Below are 14,517 nucleotides of genomic sequence, written 5' to 3' on the forward strand. Positions count from 1 at the left end.
ACGAAAACGTTAAAGTTCGAAATTGCACCTATATATTTGCAACCACGTTGTTTATAGACGGCATGCATCACATTGCTGGATGAATGGGTGTAAAGCAAAAATGAAGAAGATGAAGAGTCATTGAGCTATGCGGTTTTGATTGAATGGAGAACCCCCTGTTAAACATTAAGCGGTGGACCCTCCCACCGCTCATCGTTATTCAATATGAAATGTTTGTTTGACGAAAGCGATCACTTCTTCTGCCGTGTTCATCGATAAAATTGTTTCTTTCAAACTAGCAGCTTCTTCTTTCGACAATTTTTTCAACTGTGAGCGGGCGCGTAAAATCGAAGTAGCGCTCATACTGAACTCGTCTAATCCTAATCCGAGCAAGATCGGGATCGCTAGCTCTTCTCCTGCCATTTCTCCACACATTCCAGCCCATTTTCCTTCTTTATGTGCAGCATCAATGACGTTATGAATAAGACGCAAAATGGCTGGATTGTACGGTTGATAAAGGTAAGAAACGCGTTCATTCATTCGATCTGCCGCCATCGTATATTGAATTAAATCGTTCGTCCCAATGCTGAAGAAATCGACTTCTTTCGCAAATTGATCAGCCAGCACGGCAGCGGCTGGAATTTCGACCATCATTCCTACTTCGATCGTTTCCGCTACTGAAACGCCTTCATTTTGCAGCTTCTCTTTTTCTTCTAAAAGAATCGCTTTCGCTTGGCGAAACTCATCAAGCGTTGCAATCATCGGAAACATGATTTTCAAGTTTCCATACACGCTTGCACGCAATAGCGCGCGAAGCTGCGTGCGGAACATATCTTGCATTTCAAGGCAAAGACGAATCGCCCGGAACCCTAAAAACGGGTTCATTTCTTTCGGAAGCTCCAAGTACGGAAGCTCTTTGTCGCCGCCAATATCAAGTGTACGGACGACAACCGGCTTTCCTTCCATACGTTCCAACACCGTTTTGTATGCTTCAAATTGCTCCTCTTCTGTCGGTAATTCCGAACGTCCCATATATAAAAATTCTGTCCGATATAAACCGATTCCTTCTGCGCCGTTTGCCAGCACGCCTTTTACATCTTCTGGAGTTCCGATATTCGCTGCTAACTCGACATGATGCCCATCGCTCGTCACCGTTTGTTCGTGAACAAGCTTCGACCATTCCGCTTTTTGCGCTTCAAAACGGGCGCGTTTTTCTTCGTATTGCGCCAACACGTCGTCAGATGGATTGACGACAACTTGTCCATCCAATCCGTCGATAATGACGATATCATCATTTTGAATTTCCGTTGTTACAGCTTTCGTCCCAACAACCGCTGGAATTTCCATCGAGCGAGCCATAATCGCTGAATGGGATGTACGTCCGCCAATATCAGTAGCGAACCCTTTCACGTATTGACGATTCAATTGCGCAGTATCTGAAGGAGTTAAATCTTCTGCAATAATGACGACTTCCTTTGAGATCAAACTTGGGTTTGAAATTGTGACACCAAGTAAATGAGCCAACACGCGTTTTGTCACATCACGAATATCAGCAGCACGTTCTTTCATATACTCGTTGTCCATCGATTCAAACATCGTCACAAACATCGTAGCTACTTCATCCAATGCGTATTCGGCATTAACTTGTTCTGCTTCGATTTTATCTTTAACAGGATTTAACAGCTCTGGGTCGCTTAATACAAGAAGGTGCGCTGAGAAAATCGCAGCTTTATCTTCCCCTAATTGGCGTAAAGCATGATCTTTAATTTGCTCGAGTTCCTCTTTTGCTTTTGCAACTGCAGCTTCAAAGCGAGCAATTTCCGCTTGTGGATCAACAATCGTTTTTTTCTCAACAGCAAAATTAGGGGTTTCTAAGCGGTACGCCTTGGCAATGGCGATACCGCTTGATGCAGCAATGCCTTGAATGAGTTTAGACATTATTGTGCAAGGCCTTCTTTTGCTAATGTTTCTGTTAAAGCTGCCATCGCTTCTGCTGCATCTGTTCCCTCTGCCACGATTTTAATTTGAGCACCTTTTGGAACACCTAAAGACATTACACCCATGATTGATTTTAAATTTACTGTTTTGCCGTTGTACTCTAAGTTGATGTCGCTGTTGAATTTGCTTGCTGTTTGTACAAGCAATGTCGCTGGACGGGCATGAATTCCAGATTCAGCAGTTACTTTAAACACTTTCTCAGCCATTTTTATCAATCTCCTTTTTCATAATATTTTTTCTTTTTTCTTTGTCATCATAACAAACATCCATATCGTTGTTCAATCAAAAAAGGAAGCGACATAGAGAAAAAGTGTTTCTCTATATGAATCGTGCTTAACCAATTGTAACGACGTCGTCTTCACCCTTTGTGACAGTACCTTGTTTTTCGATTTTGACCGATTCAGTCGCTTTTAAATTCGTGAAAATAATTGGCGTGATGATCGAAGGCGCATTGTTTTTCACATATTCTAAATCCATTTTTAATAACGGTTGCCCTTTTTTCACTTCGTCTCCTTGTGCAACAAGCGTTTCAAAACCTTGACCGTTTAGTTTCACTGTGTCAATGCCAAAATGAATCAAAACTTCCCTTCCGTTTTTCGATTCGATCCCAATCGCGTGTTTTGTCGGGAAGACGTTGACGATTTTTCCATCTACAGGAGAAACAACCGTTCCGTCTGTCGGCATAATCGCAAAACCATCACCCATCATTTTTTGCGAAAACACTTGATCAGGTACTTCAGAAAGCGGTAGCACTTCACCTGTTAACGGTGCCGCTACTTTTTCTATTCCTGCTTTTACTTGAGAAGCAGCTGTTTTTGGCTCTTCTTTCACACGCGCCGGAGCACGTCCCTCCATAATGTCTTTAATTTGTCCTTTTAACATATCAGACTTCGGACCAAAAATCGCTTGCACGTTGTTTCCGACTTCAAGAACTCCCGCTGCACCTAACGCTTTTAAACGGTCTTTATCGACGTGTTGAATATCGTTTACCGATACGCGTAAGCGAGTGATGCACGCATCTAAATGAGCAATGTTTTCTTTTCCGCCAAGCGCTGCTAAAATTTCATACGGAAGATCGCCTGCGTTAGTCTCCGCTGCTGTTGTTTCTTCTGCTACCTTTTCACGACCAGGAGTCGCTAAATCCCATTTGCGAATCGCAAAGCGGAAACCGAAATAGTAAATGACGGCAAACACTAATCCGACTGGAATGACGAGCCACCAAGACGTGCGGTTTGGCAACACGCCGAATAGCAAATAGTCAATGACCCCACCGGAGAACGTCATCCCGATTTTTACATTTAAAATATGCATAATCATAAACGATAATCCAGCGAAAATCGTATGAATGGCAAACAATGCTGGTGCAACGAACAAGAACGAGAACTCAATCGGTTCAGTAATCCCTGTTAAGAATGATGTTAGCGCTGCAGAAGCCATGATCCCGGCCACTACTTTTTTGTTTTCCGGGCGCGCCTCATGGTAAATCGCAAGCGCCGCTGCTGGAAGACCGAACATCATGAACGGGAATTTACCCGTCATAAACGTTCCCGCTGCTAACGGAACACCATCTTTTAACTGTGCAAAAAAGATTTTTTGGTCACCGTGAACGACTTCGCCTGCTTTGTTGACATACTCGCCAAATTCGAACCAGAACGGTGCATAGAAAATATGGTGTAAACCAAATGGAATTAGAGCACGCTCAATGACCCCAAAAATAAACGCTGCTAACGTTTTGTTTGCGTCGATCATGTTGTGCGAAAACGAGTTAAGACCGTGTTGCACTGGCGGCCATACCCATGTCATTACAATTCCTAAAATAACAGCAGATGCCGCTGTGACAATTGGTACGAAACGTTTTCCAGCAAAAAACCCTAAATATTGCGGCAGTTCAATATTGTAATATTTGTTATACATATATGCCGCTAAAATACCGACGATGATACCACCGAATACGCCTGTTTGCAACGTCGGAATCCCTAAGACGTTCGCAAGAGACGGATCTGTACCAATCTTATCAGGTGTAACCCCCAAAATGACGCTCATCGTAATATTCATAATTAAATAACCGATAATCGCAGCCAAACCGGCAACCCCTTCACCGCCGGCTAAACCGATCGCTACACCAACAGCAAAGAGTAAAGAAAGGTTAGAGAATACAATCCCTCCCGATTGCTCCATTACTTTCGCAATCATAACAACCCAATCTGCTTTTAATGCCGGAAGTTTATCAGTTAACGCTGGATTTTGTAAAGCGTTACCAAAAGCGAGCAAAATACCGGCTGCCGGCAAAATCGCCACTGGAAGCATTAGCGCTTTACCGACTTTTTGCAATGTCCCGAACGCTTTTTTCATGATGATTTCCTCCTTTTTTTGATAAGTTTTGCAACAAACGTTCTTTTCATGTATAAACAATGATTATTCTTTATTACTGTTTATTGTCGGACGTCCGACGATTGTAAACATTTACAAAGCATGGAAAAATAAAAGCATGAGCAAAGAAAGAACAAAATGGAACGTTTACAACAGAAAAAATAAACCTCTTCTATCGCTTGTCCCACTTCGTCTTCTTTACTCATGCCTGATCGAATCAGTAACACGTAAAGATAAAGACATTATTCGCTTTTTTTTGCAAGCCTTTGCAAATGCATCGTCAAATAAACAGCTTCTGCCTCATCAACAGGCAGTTGCAACGTTTGTTGCATCACTTTCACAAGCTTCCACGCAAGATTATAGCATATCGGATATTCTTCTTTCAATACTTTCGACAATTTTTTCGGCTCTTCCACTCGTTCTCCCTTTTTGACTCGTTCAATCGCATAACGCAAATGACGAATAAAACGTAAATAATGGATGCTGTCGCGTTCAATGACGATGCCGAGCTGTTCTTCCACGATGGCAACTAGCTTGGCAATGAGTTGGGAATGTTGATTCACTTCCGAAAGGCTTTGCCACGAAATTCCGCTATGAATATGCAAAGCGATAAACCCCGTTTCGCCTTCAGGCAGCTTTACATGCAGTTTTTCATTCAGCATTTCAACGACTTCTTGGGCGATTTCATATTCTAAAGGATATAAACTTTTCGTTTCGAGCAAAAATGGATTTTTCAAATCGAGACCTTGTTCAATTCGCTTGATCGTAAACGAAATGTGGTCAGTCAAAGCAACGTGAATATGTTCATTAAGCGGGGCATTTACACGTTTTTTAATATGTTGCATCACTTCGTTCATCACACCGATGAATTCTTCATCAAGTTCAGGAAGCAGCTTTTTATACTGCTCCTGTTCTTTTTCATTTTTCAAAATAAACCATTTTTCAACTGCACTTTGCTCGATGGAATCTCCTTTTTTCTTGCCAAATCCAATTCCTTTTCCAAGCAAAACGACTTCATCGTACTCTGGATGCGAAGCGATTAATACGTTATTGTTTAGCACTTTTTCAACTCGAAAGGACTTTCTCACAAAGCCCAACTCCTTTAATTTAAACGTTTACACAATACTATCATCTTACGCAACGATTCGCTATTCGTCAATGACGAAAAACATACAAATATTACGAGTCACAAACCAAACATTCGATTTATTTTATCGAATATTCTAAGTTCTCACATTTTACGGTTTTAGTATTTTTAGGATGTCATAATTCTTTATTATTACAACTTATATATCAAAGTGAGTAGATTAAGGAAGGAAAACACGAGTGTTGATTATCCATTATTTTACTTAAAAATACAGAATCGTATCGCTGAACACAAGCTTTTCTGCCACATCCCTCGGACAAGAACGCCAGCGGGCAAATGAATTTGCCCGCAAAGCGTTCATTGTTCGAGGAGGGCATGCGTATAGCATGCCCAGTCGGCAAGCGAATCGCTTGCCGACTCCGGCAGAAAAGCTAAGAATAGAGTCATTTAAACTGGTTTTTATTGGTTAATCAACACGCTTGGAAGGAAAAATACGAAATAAAATGGGCGAGAAAGCAGCCAACACAACCGTCTCAAAAGCGGAAACCGATCATGCCGCTGCGGTGCGAAAAACAAAAGCCGAGGCTAATCACTAGCCTCGGTTTGTTTATGCGACTTCCTTCATCGCCCGTTTCTCGGCAAAAAGCATCTTTAACAGTGGAGGGGTTACAAGCGTCGTCACAAGCACTACGACAACGATAGTTGAAAATAAATCGGTCGTTAAAAGTTTTGCCTCTAAACCGATGCCTGCAATAATGAGCGCAACTTCTCCACGCGAAATCATTCCCGCTCCAACCGCAACCGAACTTTTCCATGCAAATCCAGCTAATTTGGCGCCCAACGCCGCACCGATCAACTTCGTTAAAATCGCAAGCACACTCAAACCGACGATCAACCAAAGATGCTGACCAACGCCTGAAAGCTCGACTGCCACTCCAATCGATGTAAAAAAGACAGGAACAAAAATCGAGTAGCTAATTGTTTCGACTTTATGAAAAATTTCTTCTTTATAGTCCGTAAAGCTAATGCCTAGCCCCGCTATGTAGGCGCCAATGATCGCTGCAACCCCCGTTGCTTCGGCAAAATAAGCAAAGGAAAAGCAAATAATCAGCCCTGCAGAAATAATCGCTTCATCGACGCGCAGTGGCGCAAACCAGCGCAGTATGAGCGGCACGATTTTCCAAGCTGCCAAAATCGCCAGCGCGAAAAACACTACTTTTTTCAAAATGACTGCTCCGAGTTCGACATCGCTTCCTGTTAAGCTCATTAAAAATGCTAAGCCAATAATGACAAGAATGTCATCAATGACTGCTGCTCCTAAAATGGCAGATCCTTCTTTTGACTGCAATTTATTCATTTCTTTCAAAACTTGAACGGAAATACTCACACTTGTGGCTGATAATAGAAGGCCTAGAAAAACGGCTTGCGCAGTGGACAAACCGATCATTTCCCCGGCTACGTACCCTAGCGATAATGGTACAATAATTCCTAACACTCCAACGAACGTCGCTGCTTTTCCTGTTCGCTTAAACTGCTCCATATCCGTTTCCAGTCCTGCTATAAACATTAATAAAATGACACCGATTTGACTCACTTCTTTTAAAATTTCTGTGTCGCTCACGATTCCTAACACTGTCGGTCCAAGCACAATCCCGATTAGCAATTTCCCAAGCACCGCCGGCTGTCCGAGACGAACGCTAACGTCTCCGGCAATTTTGGATGCAAATAAAATCGCTGCTAGCTGTAAAATAAACATCGCTCACTCTCCTTTGAAATCATTTCAACTATGTATAACTACGTTTAGCGTGCGCAAAAAGTTTCGTTTTCAATAAAAAACGGAGGAGACCTAATTCGCCTAAAGGCAGTCTGCGTCCTAAGGAGAGCAGCGAAATGTCGCCATCCTTGGCTCCGTGAAGATCGCACAAGCCTAACCGAGAAGGCTCAGATCAAGCAAGCTTGTTCTTGCGTAGGTTATTTCAAAGAAGCTAACTCCAATGTGTTGCCGCTGAAAGACGGGACGGAGCTCATCACACCGATGGCGTTTGAAGCTAGAACATCGATTGAGAAAAATTGACACTTTCTTATCATAAAAAAACCTTATCCCTCCATAATGGAAGGATAAGGTTTTTTATTCAGCACGCCTTAGCTGTTCGTGCAACTGCTGCGGCAAGCGTTGAATCGATTCAATGATTCCATCTAATTTTGCTTCGATCCGATGAAGCAAATAAAACGTGACAACAACAGGAAACCCAACGTCAGAAATGAGCGATATATACGTTTCCATCAATCCACTCCATTCCATTTTACAGATTTTTTTAAAGGCCAGTTCAATTCATGAACTGGCCCCCTTAAAACTACGTCAATGCTACTTCTGTGACCTCTCTCTGCAACAATCTCGCCCCTTGTTTCCCGACAAGATCGCCGCCGCTTGAAGTGAAAATGTTAGCAGCAATAATCGCATCCATGACGGAAGATACTTGTTGTGCATTCACCGGTTCAACCGGATTATCAATGGCAATGCGAACCACTTTTCCTTGCTGATTTACAAATTGCAATTCGAGCGATTTCTCCATTCCCCTTTTCCCCCTTATCAGTTTGTAATGAAACGCATATCGCTCCGCTCAATTTGCGCCAGCGGATATGTTTGCAACGAAGCAAGCGCCTGCGAAACGGCAAGCAATTGTTCTGGCGTAGCAGTTACTTTGATGTTGCTGAAATTTTTACGTCTATAAACCGGTTTGCCTGCTTCATCCGTGCCAACTTCAAACACTAGACGAAGCTGGGATTGCTGAATGATCGATTGTGCCATGCCGTTCACCTCCTTTCACCTTTACTATCGCACGAAGATGAAAAAAGGATAGCTCGCTCCCAAAATTTTTTCCTAAAAAACACTTGAGTAAACTATTTGACAAATACCGATAGTAATTTTATGATAGGGATGCTTATTCAAGTTACTAAAAGTTAGTAAATTTCTTTTTATTATTAAGTTTAAGGAGGAATAAAAAATATGGCGAATCAAGTTATAGCGACTAAAGACTTTTTCGCAGTCGTTGATGAGCGTCAATCGATTCGAAAATACGATGCAAACATAACAATCAGCAAGGAAGAGTTAAGAAACATTCTTGAAACAGCAAGCAAAGCGCCGTCCGCTTGGAATTTGCAACATTGGCATTTTTTCGTGATTCATGGGAAAGAAGCGCAACGGCGTTTGCTTCCGATCGCCTATAATCAGCAACAAATTGTCGATGCTTCCGCAGTCATTGCCGTTTTAGGCGATCTTGAAGCCAACCGAAATACAGATACTGTATACGAGCCTCTTGTAAAAGCTGGATACATGACGAACGAAGTAAAAGAAACATTGGCGCAACAAATTGCAGTTGCTTATGAAAATAAACAATATGCACGCGATGCCGCATTAAGCAACGCTTCGCTTGCGGCGATGCAATTGATGCTTGCAGCTACAGCAAAAGGATGGGGAACGTGCCCGATCGGCGGCTTTGACGCTGAAAAATTTGTTGCAGAATTCCAAGTGCCAAGCCGTTATATTCCTGTGATGCTCATTACAATCGGAAAAAGCAGCGCACCAGCCCATCGTTCGACACGACTTCCAGTTGAAGCAATAACTACTTGGGTGGAGAAATAAGAAAAGTAAAGGCGGTTCGCTTATCCCCGAAGCGTCGCTAGGGGATAGCCGCCGAAACTATAAAAAAAAGAGGCTTTCCTACTTTAGGTCAGCCTCTTGCGTATGTTTATATATCGGCAACGACAAATAAACGGTCGTCCCTTTTCCGAGTTCACTTTCAATTTTTAACGTTCCTTTATGCTCTTGAATAATTTTCGTGCTAGTTGTTAACCCAAGTCCCATCCCTTTTTCTTTTAGCGTAAAAAACGGTTCACCAATTTTCTCAAGACGCTCTTTCGATATGCCTACTCCTGTATCTGCAATCACTATATGCACTACATTCTCTTCTTCCCATACACGTAAATCAAGCATTCCACCTTCTGGCATCGCTTCAATTGCATTTTTCATAATATTAATAAACACTTGAATAATCTGGTTTTTGTCCCCATAAATAAAAGCATGAGAAGCCTTATTGTTGATTAAAATATTTACATTATTTAACGTTGCTTCATGGCTGATTAAATGAACAACATAATCGATCGCATCGCTGAGAAGAAACGGTTTATAACAGTGGCTTTGCGGCTTCGCGAGCACTAATAATTCGCTTACAATTTGATTAATTCTTTCCAGCTCGTCTAATATAATATCCGTATACGCTTCTTTTACTTCTTTCGTTTCCCGCATCATTTGCATAAACCCTTTAATAGAGGTAAGCGGGTTTCGGATTTCATGTGCAATTCCAGCCGCCAACTCCCCGAGCACAGATAGCTTTTCTTTTTTCAACAGTAGCGTTTCTGCTAATTTTTGTTGCGTAATATCACGACCGATCGTTAGCAACCCTTTTCGCTCGCCATTTTCGTGAAACAAAGGCACCTTAATGACATCAAATGTTTTGATTTCGCCGTTTGGCGTCGGAAACGATTCTTCAGACCTTGTCATCGTTCCTTTTTCCCACGCTTCTTCATCCGTTTTGACACAATACGCAAACGCCTCTTTAAAAAATGGAACGATTTCTCCAAGATCAAGATCTGTTTTTCCAAAATAATCAACATCTTCAAGGTGGTATAACTTGCGACCAAAATCATTCACTCGCAGCCAGCGCCCTTCACCATCTTTAAAACAGACAAAATCGGGCATTGAGTTAATTAATAATGTTGACAACTGCTGCTCGTCTTTTGCTGTTTTCTTTAACCTTTCGCTTTTTTTCAGCATTTGATAAAGATAAACAGCTGACAAGAGGACAAAAATCCCACCTTTTCCTATGCTCACTACAATTTGTATAGAACGATCAAAATGAATGAAATGGGCCAATATATCTGTCAGAACAATCCAGCTGATACTGAATAAAAAATATACAACGACTGCCTTCTGTTTAGTAAACACTTTTACATCGAACCCCTAACGCGCTAAATCAATAATGTAAAAGCGGCGAAGCTACTAAGCTCCACCGCCCTTTTAACTTTGCGGTACAACCTGTATGTATTATTTACATTTCATGAACCCAATACAAAAGCTTACCTACTAATTGCTCTGCCTGCTCTTTTGACACCGCCTTTTCAAGCGATAAAAACAGCTTCTTTTGCAATAGTTCCGTTTCTTCTTCATAGCGAACCAAAAACGACCATTCGATGTCAGGAATGGCAACAACGATATATTCTTCCTTTTTATTTTCATAAATATAAACATTCGTCGTTGTTCGTCCATCCAATACATTCGCTTTTCTTATTTTCACGCGGCCACCTCTTCAACAGCCAATAAGATTTTGTTTTTATTTTATCAAAATTTTACAAAACGTTCAAATACAAATTAACTATTCATGAAAAATAAAGAATTTTCAAAAAAATTATTGACGAATTGTGACAAAAATGTGAAAATAGAAAAAAGCAAAAGGAAGTGATATCGATGAGAATTCGGACAATTTTAAAAAACGCGGTTGCTTCTTATGTAACGGTATTGGCTGTTCTCGTTTTGCTTCCTGCTTTTCTAATCACTAACGATATTAGCATAATTGAAGAAATGATCGAATCAATGAACACATCACAATAAAACTGCGGCTTCAACAACAGCCGCAGTTTTTTTACTTTATCGATGTGGATAATAGCCGTATGGAAATGGGGGCATTTCGTAATAACTCGATCCATACGGATATGATATCTGTCCGATTGGCATCTGTCCCGTTGTGCCTAGCATCGGAAAAACCGTTCCCGTTGCTGGTGCCCCTGGCATCATCGGCATGCTTGGCATCGGTGCTGTCCCTGGTGACATAATCACTCCCGTGTCTGAGCTTCCCATATCAGTCATCGGGTATGCCCCTCCCATCCATGGAGTTGCTCCATGCCACATTGGTTTCGGTTGACAACCACAAGAAGAAGCATGTGCATATGTGGCTGGTATCGTTTGTGCTGTTGGCATAGCAGGGAACACTGGTGGGTGATTTTCATCTCTTCCCCATTCGTCTACGTCATATCCCTCATCATACAAATAATGATCATTGAAATATTGATTCCAATCGTTCATATTCCTCGCCCTTTCTTTCATGTATTTAAGCATGGTCTATGACACATACCCATCATATTGTATGATTAAACAAGCAAAGGGTGTTTGCCTGAAAAGAAAATGGGTATTTATCCTACAAAAATCAATGGCCGTACGCTACAATAAAAATGAATTCGTGCATCATCGAGGTGAGCAATATGGATGAGACATTGGCTACAAAGCTTCTTAATGATTTGCGCGATGGAAAAATTTCCGAACTGCTTATAAAAAAGGAAGATTTCCTTCTTTTTCGCTCCGTCCTCGTCAAACGTAACGACTTTAAACATTTCCGCGGCATTGCCCAACGCGGCGGGGATATTATTTACCACTATATGAAAAAACCGCGAAGCTAACCCCTCCGAGCCGACTTTCGGAGGGAGAAGTCACGACCATTGCCGTTTTCGTAATCTTTTTAGCGCTGTTACTCTCCACTGTTTCACTGTTCCAACTGACACGCCTTCTTCTTCCGCGATCGTTTTTAACGGTTTGTTCTCCACAATATAGCCCATTACCCATTTCTTTTGCCGCTCTGTCAAACCTTGCAACATATCTGCCAATACGCTCCATTCGTCATCGTGAAGCGGAGCAGGAATGATGTTCGCAATTTCTTCTGTAAATAAACATTCTTTCTCTTTTCTCCTGCACTGTTTGCGCAAATGAGAAATCATCGACCAATACACTTTTTTGTATACAAAAGAGGAAAAGCTTCCTTTTTCCGGCTGAAATTGTTCTGAAGCTTCCCATAACGCAATTAAGCCGATCTGATAATATTCATCCCATTCTTTTGTCAAATGTAGTTTTTTCATGATGCTCACGATCATCGGACGATACATTTCTTCTAACTGCTCAAACGGCTCCATTGACAAACCCTTTCCCAAAAGCGCGCTTTCGTTTATTCCGCGGTACTATTACAATAAGGGAATGTCCATCACCTCGTCGAATAAGCAAATAAAGAAAAAAGGTGGTAATTCATCGGCAAAAAAGAAAAAACGAAGATAGAAACAGGGAATTTTTTTGATGGCTAACGCGAAAATCGGTCATTTCCCATAAAAAATTAAGAACAAAGGGGCTTTACTTGTACGTGAAAATGAGGCAAACTATAACAAATACAATGTAAAGGGGAATGGACATGCAAAAAGCAGAAGTTGGCAATATTATTGAATTTAAAAATGGATTGCGCGGCATCGTCGAGAAAGTAAACGAAAACTCTGTCATCGTAGATTTAACATACATGGAAAACTATAAAGAGTTAGATTTGCAAGAACGCACTGTCGTCAACCATAAAAATTACAAAATCATCAAGTAAAAAACCGGCCGAATAGCGGTCGGTTTTTTACGAAATATTGGTGACTTGGTCCGATTCATATATATAAATACCTTTTTGGCAAGATGTCGCCGCATAAAACATGGCTAACGCCACTTTTTTCGCTTCGATCGGCTTATATTTGCGCCATTTTCCAACAAATAAAAATGGCACGCGGCAAAGAACCCACTCCGCTGTTTTTTCTGCTAAACGAAACTCTTGACGATCCCCGAGTAATAAAGACGGGCGAAAAATGTGCAGCGATTTAATTGCCAGCCGCTGCAGCGCCTCTTCTGTTTCACCTTTGACCCGATTATAAAAGAAAGGTGACTGCGGATTGGCACCGATAGCAGAAACAGTTAAAAAGCTTTTGACATGGCATTTTTCCGCTAACGTAGCAGCACGCATCGTATATTCATAATCCACCTTAATAAATCGCTGTTTCGTTTTCGCTTTTTTCATCGTTGTGCCGAGGCAGCTGAACACGTCGTCCACATAAAAATAGCGCTCATACGCTTCTAATTCGTTAAAATCGATGACGACTTGCTGAAGCTTTTCATGTTCAATCGGCAGTTTTCGCCGCACAAAAATCGTGACTCGTTTGTAAACATCGGATTCAAGCAACAATGTCAAAAGCTCGCTCCCGATTAATCCGCTTGCTCCGATTAGTAGAGCTGTCCTGTCTTCCAAGACTAAAACCCCCAAATGAAAAAATCAATGTCATTATATATAAGTTTCGTAAAAAAAACTACTACTTTTTTGAACTTTTTCGAGTCACTAAAACAACATCTCCCCGCAAAAACGGGGAGATCGCGGTTAGCGGTTGTCTATTTTTTCTGGATATAAATCGTGGTTCATGAGGCGGTATTCCGCCATTTTTTCGTATTTTGTCCCCGGGCGTCCCCAGTTGCAGTATGGGTCAATCGAAATACCGCCGCGCGGTGTAAATTTCCCCCATACTTCAATATAGCGCGGCTCCATCACTTTAATTAAGTCGTTCATAATAATGTTTACGCAATCTTCGTGGAAATCGCCATGATTGCGAAAGCTGAATAAGTACAGCTTTAACGATTTACTTTCGACGCATTTTTTGTCAGGAATGTAGCTAATATAAATCGTCGCGAAGTCTGGTTGTCCGGTCTTTGGCATCTGCTTTAATAAGCAGGTGGACTATATCTTATTCTTATTCAACTGCGATATTGAATAAGAACCCTTGCGCTTCCACCATGAAAATGAATCTCATGGTGTACTCTACTCTCTTCCTCCATCACTACTCTTACTCGCTTCATGATAGAGTGATTTCGATAGTCTCTGCACCTTCCCTAAAAAAGCACAGATTCACACTTCTGTACTTTCTTTAGGGCTTGGCTCAGGGTTAGAGACATATTCCCTTCCCCTGAATTCACAAGGTTTAGCCGACAGTGTCACCACTGAAGTGTGCCCTCATTGACACAAACTAGTGAACTCCGGACAATTAAACTTCACGAAATAATCGCGATCAGGATGTTTGTTATCAAATACCTCTAACACTTCCGGGCTGTATTCGAACAAATATTTCGTTCCTTGGTTGCCAAGGAGCGTTAAATCTTTTAATTCTTCATCTTTTCTTCCTGCCATTTTTCA

The 14,517-nt window shown here is 41.5% G+C and carries 18 protein-coding genes and 1 pseudogene; 4 read left to right on the top strand and 15 right to left on the bottom strand.

Going from position 1 to position 14,517, the window contains the following annotated elements; genetic code table 11:
* Positions 1 to 195: 195 nt before the first annotated feature.
* From ptsP to HNQ34_RS04760, 8 genes are all read right to left on the bottom strand, one after another.
* The gene (ptsP, locus tag HNQ34_RS04725) at positions 196 to 1,917 is read right to left on the bottom strand and encodes a phosphoenolpyruvate--protein phosphotransferase (RefSeq protein ID WP_183252062.1); all 1,722 of its coding nucleotides are present in this window, start codon (positions 1,915 to 1,917) and stop codon (positions 196 to 198) included.
* Positions 1,917 to 2,183: a phosphocarrier protein HPr gene (locus HNQ34_RS04730; RefSeq protein ID WP_183252063.1), complete on the bottom strand. Its 267-nt coding sequence runs from the start codon at positions 2,181 to 2,183 to the stop codon at positions 1,917 to 1,919. Before HNQ34_RS04730 ends, ptsP begins: the two co-directional genes overlap by 1 nt.
* Positions 2,184 to 2,310: 127 nt before the next feature.
* Entirely contained in the window at positions 2,311 to 4,329 is a 2,019-nt protein-coding gene (gene ptsG, locus HNQ34_RS04735) for a glucose-specific PTS transporter subunit IIBC (protein ID WP_221277279.1), read from the bottom strand.
* Between the two features lie 260 nt (positions 4,330 to 4,589).
* Positions 4,590 to 5,435, bottom strand: coding sequence for a glucose PTS transporter transcription antiterminator GlcT (glcT, locus tag HNQ34_RS04740; protein ID WP_183252064.1), 846 nt, complete (start codon positions 5,433 to 5,435; stop codon positions 4,590 to 4,592).
* A gap of 606 nt (positions 5,436 to 6,041) precedes the next feature.
* A complete protein-coding gene (locus HNQ34_RS04745; RefSeq protein ID WP_183252066.1) occupies positions 6,042 to 7,190 on the bottom strand; it encodes a cation:proton antiporter in 1,149 nt (382 codons plus the stop codon).
* Between the two features lie 372 nt (positions 7,191 to 7,562).
* Positions 7,563 to 7,718 (bottom strand): YvrJ family protein, encoded by a 156-nt coding sequence (locus HNQ34_RS04750; protein WP_183252069.1) that lies wholly within the window; start codon positions 7,716 to 7,718, stop codon positions 7,563 to 7,565.
* A 70-nt stretch (positions 7,719 to 7,788) separates the two neighbouring features.
* A complete protein-coding gene (locus HNQ34_RS04755) occupies positions 7,789 to 8,007 on the bottom strand; it encodes a DUF2922 domain-containing protein (RefSeq protein ID WP_183252071.1) in 219 nt (72 codons plus the stop codon).
* A 17-nt stretch (positions 8,008 to 8,024) separates the two neighbouring features.
* Positions 8,025 to 8,243 carry a DUF1659 domain-containing protein gene (locus HNQ34_RS04760; protein WP_183252073.1) on the bottom strand — a complete coding sequence of 73 codons (219 nt, stop codon included), beginning with the start codon at positions 8,241 to 8,243 and terminating at the stop codon, positions 8,025 to 8,027.
* A 198-nt stretch (positions 8,244 to 8,441) separates the two neighbouring features.
* On the opposite strand from HNQ34_RS04760, the gene HNQ34_RS04765 reads away from it, so the two are divergent.
* Entirely contained in the window at positions 8,442 to 9,077 is a 636-nt protein-coding gene (locus HNQ34_RS04765) for a nitroreductase family protein (RefSeq protein ID WP_183252075.1), read from the top strand.
* 78 nt (positions 9,078 to 9,155) lie between these two features.
* Here the strand turns inward: HNQ34_RS04765 and HNQ34_RS04770 are convergent, their stop codons facing one another.
* Both HNQ34_RS04770 and HNQ34_RS04775 read right to left on the bottom strand, forming a co-directional pair.
* A complete protein-coding gene (locus HNQ34_RS04770) occupies positions 9,156 to 10,439 on the bottom strand; it encodes an ATP-binding protein (RefSeq protein WP_183252077.1) in 1,284 nt (427 codons plus the stop codon).
* Positions 10,440 to 10,542: 103 nt separating this feature from the next.
* The gene (locus HNQ34_RS04775) at positions 10,543 to 10,788 is read right to left on the bottom strand and encodes a YueH family protein (RefSeq protein WP_183252079.1); all 246 of its coding nucleotides are present in this window, start codon (positions 10,786 to 10,788) and stop codon (positions 10,543 to 10,545) included.
* Between the two features lie 170 nt (positions 10,789 to 10,958).
* On the opposite strand from HNQ34_RS04775, the gene HNQ34_RS04780 reads away from it, so the two are divergent.
* Entirely contained in the window at positions 10,959 to 11,102 is a 144-nt protein-coding gene (locus HNQ34_RS04780; protein WP_183252082.1) for a hypothetical protein, read from the top strand.
* Positions 11,103 to 11,138: 36 nt separating this feature from the next.
* On the opposite strand, the gene HNQ34_RS04785 is transcribed toward HNQ34_RS04780, so the two are convergent.
* On the bottom strand, positions 11,139 to 11,573 hold the full coding sequence (locus tag HNQ34_RS04785) for a hypothetical protein (RefSeq protein WP_183252084.1): 435 nt from the start codon (positions 11,571 to 11,573) through the stop codon (positions 11,139 to 11,141).
* 176 nt (positions 11,574 to 11,749) lie between these two features.
* On the opposite strand from HNQ34_RS04785, the gene HNQ34_RS04790 reads away from it, so the two are divergent.
* Positions 11,750 to 11,944, top strand: coding sequence for a hypothetical protein (locus tag HNQ34_RS04790; RefSeq protein WP_183252086.1), 195 nt, complete (start codon positions 11,750 to 11,752; stop codon positions 11,942 to 11,944).
* A 30-nt stretch (positions 11,945 to 11,974) separates the two neighbouring features.
* Here HNQ34_RS04790 and HNQ34_RS04795 read toward each other — a convergent pair whose 3' ends face one another.
* The gene (locus HNQ34_RS04795) at positions 11,975 to 12,451 is read right to left on the bottom strand and encodes a sigma-70 family RNA polymerase sigma factor (protein WP_183252088.1); all 477 of its coding nucleotides are present in this window, start codon (positions 12,449 to 12,451) and stop codon (positions 11,975 to 11,977) included.
* 269 nt (positions 12,452 to 12,720) lie between these two features.
* On the opposite strand from HNQ34_RS04795, the gene HNQ34_RS04800 reads away from it, so the two are divergent.
* A complete protein-coding gene (locus HNQ34_RS04800) occupies positions 12,721 to 12,897 on the top strand; it encodes a YkvS family protein (protein ID WP_084278857.1) in 177 nt (58 codons plus the stop codon).
* Positions 12,898 to 12,924: 27 nt separating this feature from the next.
* Here HNQ34_RS04800 and HNQ34_RS04805 read toward each other — a convergent pair whose 3' ends face one another.
* The 3 genes and pseudogenes from HNQ34_RS04805 to HNQ34_RS04815 form a co-directional block, all read right to left on the bottom strand.
* Complete coding sequence (locus HNQ34_RS04805) at positions 12,925 to 13,584, bottom strand: oxidoreductase (protein ID WP_183252090.1); 660 nt, start codon at positions 13,582 to 13,584, stop codon at positions 12,925 to 12,927.
* Positions 13,585 to 13,710: 126 nt separating this feature from the next.
* Positions 13,711 to 14,040 (bottom strand): annotated as a pseudogene (gene queF / locus HNQ34_RS04810) (preQ(1) synthase); the annotation flags it as partial.
* A gap of 297 nt (positions 14,041 to 14,337) precedes the next feature.
* Positions 14,338 to 14,511, bottom strand: a complete 174-nt coding sequence (locus tag HNQ34_RS04815; RefSeq protein ID WP_409978349.1) for a tunnelling fold family protein — start codon at positions 14,509 to 14,511, stop codon at positions 14,338 to 14,340.
* Positions 14,512 to 14,517: the final 6 nt, after the last annotated feature.

Origin of the sequence: Anoxybacteroides tepidamans (genome assembly GCF_014201465.1) — a bacterium.
GTDB classification, from domain to species: domain Bacteria; phylum Bacillota; class Bacilli; order Bacillales; family Anoxybacillaceae; genus Anoxybacteroides; species Anoxybacteroides tepidamans.